Genomic DNA, 14206 nt, shown 5'->3' with positions numbered 1-14206 from the left:
GCCGCCGCGCCGACGGCCGCGAGCCTGCCGCCGATCCGGCGTCCGCATCGGCCGCGCCGGCCCGCCAGCGACGCGCAGCCGGCTGCCACCGCACCGCGCGACGACAACTACCGTGCGACGGCCTCCGCGAAAGCGGCGACCGCCGGCACCGCTCATTAACGGAGAAAGGCATGCAATTCGACAAGCGCGCCTGGCTCGACAAGATCAAGCAGATGTTCGCGGGCTTCGACCGCCCGCTCGCCCTCATCGTGTTCCTGCTGCTGTGCGTGGGCATCGTCACGCTGTACAGCGCGGCGATCGACATGCCGGGCCGCGTCGAGGATCAGTTGCGCAACATCATGCTGACGTTCGTGCTGATGTGGGTGATCGCCAACATCCCGCCAACGACGCTGATGCGCTTCGCGGTCCCGCTCTATACGTTCGGGGTCGCGCTACTCGTTGCGGTCGCGCTGTTCGGGATGACCAAGAAGGGCGCGAAACGCTGGCTGAACGTCGGCGTCGTGATCCAGCCGTCCGAAATCCTCAAGATCGCGACACCGCTGATGCTCGCGTGGTACTACCAGCGCCGCGAAGGCGGGGTGCGCTGGTACGACTTCGTCGCTGCGTTCGGGATCCTGCTGGTGCCGGTCGCGCTGATCGCGAAGCAGCCCGACCTCGGCACGGGCCTGCTCGTGTTCGCGGCCGGCTTCTTCGTGATCTATCTCGCGGGCCTGTCGTTCAAGCTGATCGTGCCGGTGCTGATCGCGGGCGTGATCGCGGTCGGCTCGATCGCCGTGTTCGAGCAGCGCATCTGCCAGCCCGACGTGCAGTGGCCGCTGATGCACGACTACCAGAAGCATCGCGTGTGCACGCTGCTCGACCCGACGTCCGACCCGCTCGGCAAGGGCTTCCACACGATCCAGGCCGTGATCGCGATCGGCTCGGGCGGCGTGCTCGGCAAGGGCTACCTGAAGGGCACGCAGGCGCACCTCGAGTTCATTCCGGAAAAGCACACCGACTTCATCTTCGCGGTGTTCTCGGAAGAATGGGGGCTCGTCGGCGGCCTCGTGCTGCTGACGCTCTACATGGCGCTGATCGCGCGCGGGCTCTATATCGCCGCGCAGGGCGCGACGCTGTTCGGCCGCCTGCTCGCGGGCTCGCTCACGCTCGCGTTCTTCGTCTATGCATTCGTCAACATCGGGATGGTGAGCGGCGTGCTGCCCGTCGTCGGCGTGCCGTTGCCGTTCATGAGCTACGGCGGCACCGCGCTCACGACGCTCGGCATCGCGATCGGGATGATCATGAGCGTCGGGCGACAGCGGCGGCTGATGAAAACCTGACGACACGGTGCGGCACGCAGCTGCCGGCAGTCGCAGCAAGGAAGAAACGGCGCCCCGGGCGCCGTTTTTCGTCGGGCAGGTCGATCGAACGCGGTCACGCCGTGCGGCGCGCGCTCATTGCGGCGTCGCGCGCAGGCTCCCGTGGTCCGCACCGGCGCCCGATGCCGGCCCCTGCGTCTTCAGCCGCGCGCTCAGCTCCTTGAATTTCAGCTCGGCCGTCTCGTCGCCCTGCGCGGCCGCCGCCGCGTAATACGCGCGCGCGATGTTCAGGTTCTGCGTGACGCCGTCGCCACCGCGCTCGTAGAACGACGCGGTCACGTACTGCGCGGTCGGCTCGCCGGCGTCCGCCGCAAGCTTGTACCACTCGAACGCCTGCCGGTTGTCGCGCGGCGTGCCGCGCCCGTCGAGGAACTGGTTCGCGAGCGACAGCTCGGCCTGCACATGCCCCTGCTTCGCCGCCCGCAGGAACCAGCGGTGCGCTTCGACCGGGTTGCGCGCAACGAACTCGCCGTCGTCGAACATCCGCCCGTACACGTACTGCGCGTGCGACATGTTCGCGTCGGCCGCGCGCTTCAGCCAACGCAGCCCTTCGTCGACGTTCGCCGTCACGCCGACGCCGGTGAGCAGCATCATCGCGTAATTGAACTGCGCGAGCCGGTCGCCGCGCTCTGCCGCGTCGTGGAACTGCACCAGCGCCGCGCGATAGTCGCCGGCGTTGTAGTCGGCGACCGCCGATTGCGTCTCGTGCGCCGGATCCGGTTGCGCGTGCGGCGCATTCTGCGCGGCCGCGGCGACGCACACGGCCCACAGCCCGAGCAGCATACCGATCCGCCCGTGCGCAGCGATCGCACCGGCCGCACACCGCGCGCGCATGCCGCCCGCGCCATCGCCCGCATTCATGATCGCACCTCCTGCAGTGCCTGCCGCGTCGCGCGCAGCAGCCACGTCACGTCGGCCGACAGCGTGATCATCCGGTAGCCGGCCTCGCGATACTGGCGCGCGCTCGCCGTATCGCCCGCGAAGATGCCGACCGCGACGCCGGCCTGCTTGCCGGCCGCGAGCACGCGCGCCATCGCGGTTTCGACGTCCGGGTGGCGGCTGTCGCCGAGATGCCCGAGGCTCGCCGCGAGATCGGCCGGCCCGATGAACAGGCAGTCGACACCGGGCGTCGCGGCGATCCGCTCGACTTCGTCGACGCCGCGCGCCGATTCGATCTGCACGATCACCGCGAGCTGCGCGTTCGCCGTCTGCAGGTAATCGCGGCGCATCCCGAATGCCGCCGCGCGCACCATCCCGGCGACGCCGCGCAGCCCGTCCGGGGCATCGGGCGACGGGAAGCGGGTGAGCCGCACCGCATGCGCGGCGTCGTCGGGCGTCTCGATACCAGGAAACATCAGCGTGCGCGCGCCGGCGTCGAGCGCGCGCTTCACGAGCCACGGCTCGCGCCCCGGCACGCGCACGACGGGCTCGCTCGGCAGATGCGCGGCGGCCAGCGCACGCAGTTGCGACGCGACGTCGCGACTGTCGTTCGGCGCATGCTCCATGTCGATGCACAGCCAGTCGTAGCCGGCGTGCGCGAGCGCTTCCGCGGCCGAGTCGCAACCGAGCGACAGCCAGAGGCCGTACAGCGGCTCGTCACCGTCATGCAGACGTTGCTTGAGGGAATTGGTGAGCGTGCTCATCGATACGGCCTCCTGGCGGACAGGCAATCGAACGGGACAAGCAACAGGCGAAGCGTGCGCAACACGCCGGGCCCTGGGACGTTAGTCGGTCGCAAGCGGCCGATCTGACAACGCGGGCCGCGCGACGGCGCACGGACGCGTTTTCCGGTGCCACGCAACGATCATAGCGCGGCGTTACACGGAATGTGGGAACGGGCAGAGAGCGGCGCCGCGCGAGGCCGGTACGGCGCGGTGGCAGGCAGCCCGCGCCGGCTGGCGGGGCTGACGGGAAGGCAGGATCAGCGGCCGGGCTGGCGCTCGACGTCGGCCCAGCAGTTCGGCGTTTCGTACAGGCGCACGCGCTCCAGGCGCAGGTTCACGCCGTAGTGCGCGTCGTACACGTTCGCGAGGATGTCGAACGCGATCGCCGCGAGGTTCTCGACAGTCGGGATCCGGTCGATCACGACCGTCTTGTGGTCGGCCATCTGCTCGAGGAACGAGCGCACGACTTCGTCGCGCGCGTAGACCAGGAACGCATGGTCCCACTTGTTGACGAGGTGCTCGACCGCGAGCGCCTTCACGTCGGCGAAATCCATCACCATGCCGCGGTCGGGCGCGCCCTCGGTATCGACGAGATCGCCGCGCAGCGTGACTTCGAGCACGTAGCGATGGCCATGCAGGTTCCGGCACTGGCTGCGGTGATCGGGAATGCGGTGGCCCGCGTCGAATTCGAGTTTTCGGGTAATCAGCACGATGTCAAAAGCCGTGGCTCAGGGAATGTTCAGATATTTGTGGGTCTGCATCGACAGCCGCCACTGCGGATGCCGCTTGCACCAGTCGATCGCAAGCTTCGTGTTGATGTCGCGCGACGGGCCGTCCATCGGCTGCACCAGAAAATACGCGAAATCGAGCTTCGCGTAGTCGGCGAGCCGCTGGTTGTCCTGCGGGATCACCACCTTCAGTTCGTTGCCCTTCGTGACGACGAGCGGCGCGTCGGCCTTAGGGCTCACGCAGATCCAGTCGATCGTCTCGAGCACCGGCAACGAACCGTTCGTCTCGATCGCGATCTCGAAGCCCGCCGCATGCAGCGCGTCGACAAGCGGCTGGTCGAGCTGCAGCATCGGCTCGCCGCCGGTGCAGACGACGAAGCGATGCGCTTCGTCGTCCGGCCACAGGCCGGCGATCGTCGCGACGAGCGCTTCGGCATCCTTGAACTTGCCGCCGTTCTCGCCGTCCGTGCCGACGAAGTCGGTATCGCAGAAGCGGCACACGGCGTCCGCACGATCCTCTTCGCGGCCCGACCACAGATTGCAGCCGGCGAACCGGCAGAACACGGCCGGACGACCGGCGTTCGCGCCCTCGCCCTGCAACGTGTAGAAAATTTCCTTGACCGCGTAAGTCATCGTGCTTCGTCCGGCTCGCGCCGCTCGTTGTCGATCAGAATCGGTTATCGATGAAGCGCTGCCGGCGCATGTGCGTCACAGCGGCGCTTCAGTCACCCGCTCGCCCTTCAGGTAAGCCTCGTAGCCGCGCTTGCGCAGCTTGCAGGCCGGGCATTCGCCGCAGCCGAAGCCCCAGTCGTGCAGTTCCGCGCGCTCGCCCACGTAGCACGTGTGCGTCTCGACGCGGATCAGCTCGACGAGCGCCTCGCCGCCGAGTTGTTCGGCGAGCTGCCAGGTCTGCGCCTTGTCGAGCCACATCAGCGGCGTCTCGAGCACGACACGCGTGTCCATCCCGAGGTTCAGCGCAACCTGCAGCGCCTTCATCGTGTCGTCGCGGCAGTCCGGGTAGCCCGAGAAATCGGTCTCGCACATCCCGCCGACCAGCACGCGCAGCCCGCGGCGATAGGCGATCGCCGCGGCGATCGTCATGAACAGCAGGTTGCGGCCCGGCACGAACGTGTTCGGCAAGCCGTTCGCCGTGGTCTCGATCTCGATCGTGCGCGTCATCGCGGTATCGCTGATCGCGCCGAGCACCGACAGGTCGATCATGTGATCGTCGCCGAGCCGGTCCGACCAGGCGGGGAACTGATGCTTCAGCGCTTCGCGCACGCCTTCGCGACATTCGAGTTCGACGCGGTGGCGCTGGCCGTAATCGAAGCCGAGCGTCTCGACCGTCTGGTAGCGTTCCAGGGCCCAGGCCACACACGTGGCCGAGTCCTGCCCGCCGGAAAACAACACGAGCGCGCCGTCTTTAGCGTCTGTCCGAATCACCGTGATACTCCGTGAATGTGTAGGCTCGCGTCGCGCTGCGCCCCGGGGCCGACAGCCGCCGGACGGCCCGACGCGTGCCGGCCTGCGCCGGCTCGACCAGTATAGGCAGCGCGGTCGGCCGCGAACGCGGCGGAGCGCTTATACCGCCCATCGCGCGGCATCGTTGCCGCGCGTCACGGCGGCGCCTGCGGGCAGCCATGCCGTGCGCATGAAGCGATGCGCTAAGTCATTGAGCGGGCACGGATTTTATCACGCCCCCGAAAATACTGCCGGGCAGGCCTCCGACGACACGCAATACCCACCACAAACGAAAAACCCCAAGAACCTTCCGATTCTTGGGGTTGGAACTGCTGGTGGCCTGGGACGGAATCGAACCATCGACACGCGGATTTTCAATCCGCTGCTCTACCAACTGAGCTACCGGGCCAACGAAGAAGAGAAAGTATATCCAGCCTGACGCACTCGCGCAAGTGGTTTTCGTAAAATATTTTATGCAACGCCATCCGACGGCTTCTTGCCGAGCTCGACGCCAAGCTGTTTGAGCTTGCGATACAAGTGCGTGCGCTCGAGGCCGGTCTTCTCCGCGACGCGCGTCATGCTGCCGTTCTCGCGCGCGAGGTGATACTCGAAGTACGCGCGCTCGAACGCGTCGCGCGCTTCGCGCAACGGGATGTCGAACGGGATCGCGGCCGTCTGGCCCGCAAGGCCGAGTGCCGCGGCCATGTCGTCGCCGAGCGTCGGCAATGCCGCCGCGGACGCCACCGCTGCCGGGCCCGCGGCCTGGCCGGCACCGGCCTTCAGCGCCGCGTTGACGGACACGGGTGCCGCGCCGCGCGCGAGACCGTGCTCGACGGACTTCAACAGCTTCTGCAACGCGATCGGCTTCTCGAGGAAATCGAGTGCGCCGATCTTCGTCGCTTCGACGGCCGTGTCGATCGTCGCGTGCCCGGACATCATGATCACGGGCATCGTCAGCAGGCCCTGTGCCGCCCACTCCTTGAGCAGCGTGACGCCGTCGGTATCGGGCATCCAGATATCGAGCAGCACGAGATCGGGCGCCTGATTCAGACGGTACTCCCGCGCGGCCTGCGCGTTCTCCGCCGCCTCGACGACATGTCCTTCATCGCTGAGGATCTCCGAGAGCAATTCCCGGATGCCCATTTCATCATCTACCACCAGGATGGTTGCCATTTACGCTGCCTTTGTCTGCACACTTGCTTTTGTCTTGGCCGGAGCCGTCCCGCCCTGCGCGCCAGGTTCGGCGCCTGGCGTATCGCTCGCCATCTGCAGGAACAGAATCGACACCTGCGCCCCCTCGACGGTCTCGCCGTGCATGCGATTGCGCAGATCGATCCGCGCGCCGTGCTCGTCGACGATTTTCTTGACCGTGGCCAACCCGAGCCCCGTGCCCTTCGCCTTCGTCGTGACGTAAGGCTCGAACGCGCGCGTCAGGATGCGTGCCGGAAAACCGGGCCCGTTGTCGGACACGGTAAGACGTACCGCGACGCGCGTTTTGCCCTCGGCGTCGGGATCGCCATATTCTACTGTCTTGGTTTCGATCAACACACGCGGATGCGCGACTTCCGCGACCGAATCCTGCGCGTTCTGCAGCAGGTTGTGAATCACCTGGCGCAATTGCGTCGCGTCGCCGCGAATCACCGGCAGCGACGGCGCGAGCTCGGCGACGATCGCGCTCTTGCCTTCGCCGACGCCATACAGCCCGAGCACCTCGCTCGCCAGTTCGTTCAACTGCAGGTTCGACAGCACTGCCGGCGGCGTGCGCGCGTACTCGCGGAAATCGTCGACCATCCGCTTCATCGCGGCCACCTGGTTGACGATCATCGTCGCGCCGCGCTTGAGCACGTCCGCGTCGTGCGGCGCGAGCTTGTCGGACAGCTTCATCTGCAGCCGCTCGGCCGACAGCTGGATCGGCGTCAGCGGGTTCTTGATCTCGTGCGCGAGCCGGCGCGCGACTTCACCCCACGCGACCGAACGCTGCGCGGAAATCACGTCGGAGATGTCGTCGAACACGACGACGTAGCCGGACGTCTGCGGATCGTCCGCCTCGCCCTCGACCGTCGATACGAGCCGCGTGCCGCGCACGAGCAGCGTCAGCGGATCGGCTTCGCCGGGCACTTCGACCGCGAATTGCTGCTGCCAGTGACCGCGATCGCCGCTGCCGCCGTCGGATGCCGCCTCGCGATCGGCGAACGCCTTGCGCACCATCGCGCCGAATTCCGCAACGACGCCGATCCGGTCGAGCGCCGTGCCGATCATCGAGTTGAACGGCTGCCGGAAGATGCGCTCGGCGCCGCGGTTGGCCGTCGTCAGCCGGAACTGGCGATCGAGCACGAACACGCCGGCCGTCAGGTTCGCGAGGATGCTCTCGAGATACGTCTTCGAATGCTCGAGCGCGACCCGGTTCTTCTCGACCGCGAGCCGCGCCTCGGACAGCTGGCGCGTCATCGCGTTGAACGACTGCGTGAGGAAGCCGAGCTCGTCGCGCGTCTTGATTTCGCGCTTCGGCGTGTAGTCGCCTTCCGTGATCTCCTTGGTGCCCTGCGCGAGCAGGAACAGCGGCCGCGCGAGCTGCTGGCCGAGCGCGAGCGCAAGCATCATCGCGATGAAGGTCGCGAGGAACAGCGCGAGCGTCAGCGTGCCGATGTACATCTTGCGCAGGCCGGTGCGGCCGAGCGATTTCTCCTGGTACTCGCGATACGCGCGCTGCACCGCGTCCGCGTTGTGCGCGAGCGTCGGCGGCACCGGCTGCGTAAGCTGCAGGAACCGCTCGGCCGGCTGCAGCAGCGACGTCGTCGCGTCGGGAATCGGCCGCACGACGCGCAGCCGCAACGCGCCCTTCGCGCCATGCGCCTGCGGGTCGCCGTCGACTTCGCCTTCGATCGCCGCGTACACGCCGTGTTCGCGCGCCTGGCTCAGCATCAGCGAGGTCGGCAGGTCGTCCGGAATCAGCGCGGCGAAATTGCCCGACGCCTGCGCGACGATGTGCAGGTCGGGCGCGGCCCCCGAGCCGCCGCGGCTCGGTTCGACGATGGTCGCGTCCTGCACGCCGAACTGGTCGCGCAAGCGCAGCAGCGTGAGCGTCGTGCCGTTCGTGTTCGCATCGACGCTCGCGAGCTGGTCGGTCATCAGCCGCGCCTTCGTCTGCAGGTCGGACAGCGACGCGTCGAGCATCCCGCGGCCGAGGTTCAGGCCGGCCGTCAGCGCGGTCTCGACGTTCACGTCGAACCACGACTCGATACTGCGCGACACGAACTGGTACGACACGATGTAGATGATCCCGCCCGGCACCACGCCGACGAGCGCGAAGAACACCGCGAGCTTCGCGAGCAGCCGCGTGCCGAACTTGCCCTTCCTCAGGCGCACGACGATCATCCCGATCAGCCCGAGCACCACGAGCAGGAACACGAGCGCGACGACGATGTTCATCGCGTACAGCCACGAGTAGTAGCGGTCGAAGAATTCGGTGTTCGCGCTCGCGGCCGCAAGCAGCACGAGCAGCAGCAGCGCGGTGATCGCGACGGTCGATACGATCACGCGAATGAGGAGGCTCTTCCCGCTGGCCGCGCGGCGCACTTTATTTAGCACGTTCGGTCACCGTGAAGTTGAAGCGCTTCCAGTCCGACCCGAGCGTCCAGTCGCGGTTGTTCACCGCGTCGACCTGGAACGGCTTCGGCATCAGCGCGGTATCGAGCTGCATCCGCACCGACGCCGTGTAGGTTTCGCCGCCGCGCACCTGGTTGCGGTCGATCACGTGCCACGACGTGATGTGCCTGACGACCGCGAGCGCATCTTTCAGCGACGGGAAGCCGAGCTGCAAGCCGCCCGTCGACACGCGATATTCGCGGGTGAGCGGCTGGAACGACAGGCGGATCGTCTGCGACACCGACACCGGCTGCTCGTCGAACCAGTACCAGCGCGCGCGGCTCAGTTCGAAGTCGGTCGTGAAGTACAGCGGGATGCCCTTGTTGACCGCATCCTCGAGGTTCGGATTCAGCTCGAAATCGAAGCGGGCATCGAGGCTCCAGCCGCTTCCGTCGGCCTGCAGCGACGCGCGCTGCACGGCGATCGATTCGGCACGCGCCGGCCGAACGACAGTCAGGCACAGCGCCAGCGCGACCATCAGGACGGCTGCGAGCCGAAGTGGAAAAAGGTGTTTGATCGTCACCGTTTCTGAAACCGCGCGTAGAAAAATCCGTCGTGATCGGTGTTCTGGTCGAGTGCGCCGGCCGCCCCGCCGCGCACGCCGCCCGGCAGCAGTTGGCCGGGCGCGTCCAATCGTACCGCATCTTCACAGGCCGCTTCAAACCAGCGCGCCTGCAATTCGCCTTCTTCGGGAAAGATCGAACAGGTCACGTAAAGCAGTTCGCCGCCCGGCTTCACGAGCGGCCACAGCGCCGACAGGATGCGGCGCTGTTCCACGACGAGCGCCGCGATGTCAGCTTCGCGGCGCAGCCAGCGGATATCGGGATGGCGACGCACGATGCCGGACGCCGAGCACGGCACGTCGGCGAGGATGCGATCGAACGGACGGCCGTCGTACCACGCTTGCGGCGCGCCCGCATCGCCGACGCGCACGTCCGCCGTGAGCGACAGGCGCGCGAGGTTCTCGCCGATGCGCGCCGCGCGCGTCGCATCGCTTTCCAGCGCGACGACGTCCGCGTCAGCCAGTTCGAGGATATGACCGGTCTTGCCGCCCGGTGCCGCGCACGCGTCGAGCACGCGCATGCCGTCGCGCGCACCGAGCCATTCGGCCGCGAGTTGCGCGCCGGCATCCTGCACCGATACGACGCCGTCGGCAAAACCCGGAATGCGGTCGACCGGCAGCGCCGACGCGAGCCGCACCGCATGGCGGCCGATCGCGGTCGCTTCTATTCCGCCGGCGCGCAGCGTGTCGAGATACGCGTCGACGCTCGAACGGCGAGCGTTCACACGCAGCGTCAGCGGCCCCTGGCGCTCGCCGGCCTCGAGGATCGCCTGCCACGTGTCGGGCCATGCACGCTTCACCGCGTCGACCCACCACGTACGGTAATTCCAGCGCGCAACCGGATCGCCCTGCAGCGCCGCTACGAGCGCGTCGCGCTCGCGCAGGAAACGCCGCAGCACCGCGTTGACCATCCCCTTCGCGAATACGTATTCGCGTCGCCCGCCGATCACCGTCACGGCCTGGTCGACGATCGTGAACGCCGGATACGCCGCCGCGTCCTCCGGATCGAGCAGCAGCGCGAGCGCGCCGGCAAGCACCGCGTGCACGTGTGCGGGCGGCGCCTTGCTGACGAGCTTGCCGATCAGCCAGTCCGCGCTGCCCAGGCGACGCATCGTCCGGTACGCGATGTCCTGCGTCGCGCCGCGCGCGAGCGCCTGCGCGCCGGCCGGCATCTGCGCGAACACCGCGGCGAGCGCCGCCGGCAACGCGGTACCGCGCCGCACCGCATCGACTGCCTGCGCGGCCGCGTCGAGCGCGAAGCCCAGCGAATCGGGCGCGAGGTGCAGCGCGGACAGGCGCGCAGGGCGGCCGGCGGTGGACGGAGCGGAGGAGCGGGTTCGTGTCATCGGAGCAAAATCGGCAAACGGGACGCGGCAGGCGGCGAGGCCACGATGGCCGCGTGGCCGCGCGATCCCAAACCGCGCATTGTATCGTGCGGCCCATGCGGCCCCTTTACGGGACGCGCAAATGAAACGCCCCGCAGCGCGGGGCGTGCGGGGCGATGCGTGAAGTGCGGCGCGGCTTAGTCGAAACGGCCGGTACGGGCCATCTCCATCAGCCGCGCAATGCGCTCCTCGGTGGCCGGGTGCGTGGAGAACAGGTTCTGCAGGCCGCCGCCGTGCAGCGGGTTCATGATCATCATCTGTGCGGTGGACGGATGCGCTTCGGCCGCCTGGAACGGGATGCCGGCCGCATAGCGATGGATCTTGTCGAGCGCGGTGGCGAGCGACTGCGGATCGCCGGAGATCTGCGCGCCGCCGCGGTCGGCCTCGAATTCCCGCGCACGCGAGATCGCCATCTGGATCAAGGCGCCTGCGATCGGTGCGAGCAGCGCGACCGCGATCCCGGCGATCGGGTTGGCCGGCCGGCCGTTCTCGTCGCGCCCGCCGAAGAACATCGCGAAGTTGGCCAGCGCCGAAATCGCGCCCGCCATCGTCGCGGTGATCGTCGAGATCAGGATGTCGCGGTGCTTCACGTGCGCGAGCTCGTGCGCCATCACGCCGCGCATTTCGCGTTCGGACAGCACGCGCAGGATGCCCGTCGTCGCGGCGACCGCCGCGTGCTCGGGGTTGCGGCCCGTTGCGAACGCGTTCGGCGCATCTTCGTTGATCAGGTAGACGCGCGGCATCGGCAGGTTCGCGCGCGTGGCCAGCTCGCGCACCATCCGATAGAACTGCGGTGCCGTGTTCTCGTCGACTTCCTGCGCGTTGTACATGCGCAGCACCATCTTGTCCGAGAACCAGTACGAGAAGAAATTCATGCCGAGCGCGAACAGCAGCGCGATCGTCATGCCGCGCGAGCCGCCGATCATGCCGCCGATCACGATGAACAGGGCCGTGATCCCGGCCATCAGCATCGCCGTTTTGACCCAATTGAACATACCCACTCCTTATCCGTCAGGGGACCGCCGCGCATCAACAGGTGCGGCGAGAAATTGTAAGTGATTTGTTAGATAAGGTCTTGCCGGAAAAATTCAATTTCAACGTTGCGACGCCGCCAGCCGCAGGCCGAGGCCGACGAACGCACTGCCGACCGTGCGGTCGAGCCACTTCTTGACGCCCGGCTTGCCGGAAAAGCGCTGCGTGACGCTGCCGGCGACCCAGGCGACGACGCTGGTCCAGAGGGTGCTCATCACGACGAACACCGACCCCAGGGCCAGGAACGCCAGTGCCTTGTGCGGGCTGTCGGCCGACACGAACTGCGGGAAGAACGACACGAAGAACAGCACGACCTTCGGATTCAGCACGTTGGTCCAGAAACCCTGCATGAACAGCTGGCGCAGCGGCTTCGCGGCAGTGGCCTGCGCATCGGCATTCGCCGGCGCGGCCGCCTGCTTCGTGACGATCATGCGCACGCCGAGGTAGATCAGGTAGGCGGCACCGACCAGCTTGATCGCCGTGAACGCGGCAGCCGACGCCGCGAGCAGCGCGGTCAGCCCGAATGCGCAGGCAAGCGCGTGCACGCAGCAGCCGGCCGAAATGCCGAGCGCCGACATCAGCCCCGCGCCGCGGCCCTGCGCAACGCTGCGGCCGACGATATACGCGGTATCCGGGCCGGGCGTGACGTTCAGCAGGAAAACCGCGAGCACGAAGAAGCCGAAATGGGTGATGCCAAACATGAAAACCTCAAAACCGAAAAGCGCAGGGAAATTCTACGCGCGCCTGCCGCGTCGCGCGACTCGGCCATCCGGCCGATTGTGCGCGGCCGGCACACCGTGTCGAATGGTGTTCAGGCCGTGTCGGGCAACGTGAAGCGCTGGCCGGCAGCGAGCGGCGAGCCGGCCAGGAATTCGCGCGCGGGCAGCCGCTTGCCGCCCGGCTTCTGCAGTTGCGTCACGCGCAGCGCGCCGCTGCCGCAGGCGACGATCACGCCTTCCGGCGCGGCTTCGACGATCGTGCCGGGCGCCGCGTCGCCGCGTGCGGCCACGGGCTCGGCCGCCCACAGCTTGATTGCCGCGCCGTCGAGCGTCGCGACGCCGCCCGGGAACGGATCGAACGCGCGCACCTGGCGCGCGAGCACGTCGGCCGGCTTGCGCCAGTCGAGCGCCGCTTCGTGCTTGCCGATCTTCTCCGCGTAGGTCACGCCGTCGGCCGGCTGCGGCGTGGCGGGCAACGCACCGTCACGCTCCAGCCGCACGAGCGCGTCGACGATCAGCCGCGCGCCGTCGGCGGCCAGCCGGTCGTGCAGCGTCGCGGTCGTATCGTCGGGTGCGATCGCGATGCGCGCTTCCTCGATCATCGCGCCGGTGTCGAGGCCGACATCCATCTGCATCAGCGTGACGCCCGTCTCGGCGTCACCGGCCTCGATCGCGCGGTGGATCGGCGCCGCGCCGCGCCAGCGCGGCAGCAGCGACGCGTGGATATTGATGCAGCCGGCGCGCGGGATATCGAGCACCTCCTGCGGCAGCAGCAGTCCGTATGCCGCGACCACCATCACGTCGTGCGGAGTCGTGCGCAGCAGCTCGATCGCGTCGGCGGCTTCCTGCGGGTATTTGCCCGCGCGGCGCAGCGACGGCGGCTGCGCGACGGGCATCCCGTGCTCGACGGCGTAGCGCTTCACCGCGCTCGCCTGCAGTTTCATCCCGCGCCCGGCGGGGCGATCGGGCTGGGTGAGCACGAGCGGCACCGGAAAACCGGCCTCGTGGATCGCGGCGAGTGCAGCCGCGGCAAATTCCGGCGTGCCGGAAAAAATCACGCGCAACGTATGGGTCATGACAGCGTTCGGGAGGGCTTGGCGAACGCGCGTTACATCGCGCGTTCGAGTTTCTTCATCTTCGTCTTGATGCGGGTCTGCTTCAGCGGCGACAGGTATTCGACGAACACGCGCCCCATCAGGTGATCCATCTCGTGCTGCACGCACACGGCCAGCAGGCCCTCGCAGTCGAGCTCGAAGGTCTCGCCCCGCTCGTTGAGCGCACGCACGCGCACGTGGTCGGGACGTTCGACTTCGTCGTAGATGCCCGGCACCGACAGGCAGCCCTCTTCGTACACCTGCTTGGCGTCGCTCGACCAGACGATCTCGGGATTGATGAACGCGCGCAGCTCGTTCTTCTCCTCGGAGACGTCGATCACGATCACGCGCTCGTGCACGTCGACCTGCGTGGCCGCCAGGCCGATGCCCGGTGCTGCGTACATGGTTTCGGCCATGTCGGCGACGAGCTTGCGGATCCGGTCGTCGACCTTGTCGACGGGCTTGGCGACCTTGTGCAGCCGCTTGTCGGGGTAATGAAGAATGTTCAGCAAAGCCATGGTGTTCGGTATTCGGTGGAGCGGCGTGCCGCATCGGCCA

14 protein-coding genes and 1 tRNA gene are annotated in these 14206 nt (G+C 67.7%); 1 reads left to right on the top strand and 14 read right to left on the bottom strand.

The window, feature by feature from the left end:
• Nucleotides 1–170 precede the first annotated feature (170 nt).
• On the top strand, nucleotides 171–1319 hold the full coding sequence (rodA, locus tag BME24068_RS30145; protein ID WP_096508467.1) for a rod shape-determining protein RodA: 1149 nt from the start codon (nucleotides 171–173) through the stop codon (nucleotides 1317–1319).
• A 114-nt stretch (nucleotides 1320–1433) separates the two neighbouring features.
• On the opposite strand, the gene BME24068_RS30140 is transcribed toward rodA, so the two are convergent.
• The 14 genes from BME24068_RS30140 to def form a co-directional block, all read right to left on the bottom strand.
• A complete protein-coding gene (locus BME24068_RS30140; RefSeq protein WP_174928234.1) occupies nucleotides 1434–2219 on the bottom strand; it encodes a tetratricopeptide repeat protein in 786 nt (261 codons plus the stop codon).
• The gene (locus tag BME24068_RS30135) at nucleotides 2216–3001 is read right to left on the bottom strand and encodes an HpcH/HpaI aldolase family protein (protein ID WP_174928233.1); all 786 of its coding nucleotides are present in this window, start codon (nucleotides 2999–3001) and stop codon (nucleotides 2216–2218) included. The genes BME24068_RS30140 and BME24068_RS30135 overlap by 4 nt, the downstream gene beginning before the upstream one ends.
• Before the next feature lie 278 nt (nucleotides 3002–3279).
• Nucleotides 3280–3732 carry a 6-carboxytetrahydropterin synthase QueD gene (queD, locus tag BME24068_RS30130; protein ID WP_014895699.1) on the bottom strand — a complete coding sequence of 151 codons (453 nt, stop codon included), beginning with the start codon at nucleotides 3730–3732 and terminating at the stop codon, nucleotides 3280–3282.
• An 18-nt stretch (nucleotides 3733–3750) separates the two neighbouring features.
• Nucleotides 3751–4383 carry a 7-carboxy-7-deazaguanine synthase gene (gene queE / locus BME24068_RS30125; RefSeq protein WP_174928232.1) on the bottom strand — a complete coding sequence of 211 codons (633 nt, stop codon included), beginning with the start codon at nucleotides 4381–4383 and terminating at the stop codon, nucleotides 3751–3753.
• 75 nt (nucleotides 4384–4458) lie between these two features.
• Nucleotides 4459–5193: a 7-cyano-7-deazaguanine synthase QueC gene (gene queC, locus BME24068_RS30120; protein ID WP_096508463.1), complete on the bottom strand. Its 735-nt coding sequence runs from the start codon at nucleotides 5191–5193 to the stop codon at nucleotides 4459–4461.
• Nucleotides 5194–5544: 351 nt separating this feature from the next.
• Nucleotides 5545–5620 (bottom strand) — tRNA-Phe (locus BME24068_RS30115).
• Nucleotides 5621–5682: 62 nt separating this feature from the next.
• A complete protein-coding gene (gene esaR / locus BME24068_RS30110; RefSeq protein ID WP_096508462.1) occupies nucleotides 5683–6384 on the bottom strand; it encodes a response regulator transcription factor EsaR in 702 nt (233 codons plus the stop codon).
• On the bottom strand, nucleotides 6385–8799 hold the full coding sequence (gene esaS / locus BME24068_RS30105) for a sensor histidine kinase EsaS (RefSeq protein ID WP_096508461.1): 2415 nt from the start codon (nucleotides 8797–8799) through the stop codon (nucleotides 6385–6387).
• A complete protein-coding gene (locus BME24068_RS30100; protein ID WP_174928231.1) occupies nucleotides 8789–9379 on the bottom strand; it encodes a DUF4390 domain-containing protein in 591 nt (196 codons plus the stop codon). The genes esaS and BME24068_RS30100 overlap by 11 nt, the downstream gene beginning before the upstream one ends.
• Nucleotides 9376–10764, bottom strand: coding sequence for a 16S rRNA (cytosine(967)-C(5))-methyltransferase RsmB (rsmB, locus tag BME24068_RS30095; RefSeq protein WP_096508460.1), 1389 nt, complete (start codon nucleotides 10762–10764; stop codon nucleotides 9376–9378). Before rsmB ends, BME24068_RS30100 begins: the two co-directional genes overlap by 4 nt.
• 176 nt (nucleotides 10765–10940) lie before the next feature.
• Nucleotides 10941–11798, bottom strand: a complete 858-nt coding sequence (gene htpX, locus BME24068_RS30090; protein ID WP_096508459.1) for a zinc metalloprotease HtpX — start codon at nucleotides 11796–11798, stop codon at nucleotides 10941–10943.
• Between the two features lie 99 nt (nucleotides 11799–11897).
• Nucleotides 11898–12536 carry a LysE family translocator gene (locus tag BME24068_RS30085; RefSeq protein ID WP_174928230.1) on the bottom strand — a complete coding sequence of 213 codons (639 nt, stop codon included), beginning with the start codon at nucleotides 12534–12536 and terminating at the stop codon, nucleotides 11898–11900.
• Between the two features lie 110 nt (nucleotides 12537–12646).
• Nucleotides 12647–13630 (bottom strand): methionyl-tRNA formyltransferase, encoded by a 984-nt coding sequence (gene fmt, locus BME24068_RS30080; RefSeq protein ID WP_174928229.1) that lies wholly within the window; start codon nucleotides 13628–13630, stop codon nucleotides 12647–12649.
• A gap of 32 nt (nucleotides 13631–13662) precedes the next feature.
• Entirely contained in the window at nucleotides 13663–14166 is a 504-nt protein-coding gene (gene def / locus BME24068_RS30075) for a peptide deformylase (RefSeq protein WP_096508456.1), read from the bottom strand.
• Nucleotides 14167–14206: the final 40 nt, after the last annotated feature.

The sequence above is a fragment of the Burkholderia anthina genome, from assembly GCF_902498995.1.
GTDB classification, from domain to species: Bacteria; Pseudomonadota; Gammaproteobacteria; order Burkholderiales; family Burkholderiaceae; genus Burkholderia; species Burkholderia anthina.
The sequence above is the reverse complement of the archived record's forward strand: the minus strand, read 5'-3'. Positions and strand labels throughout refer to the sequence as shown.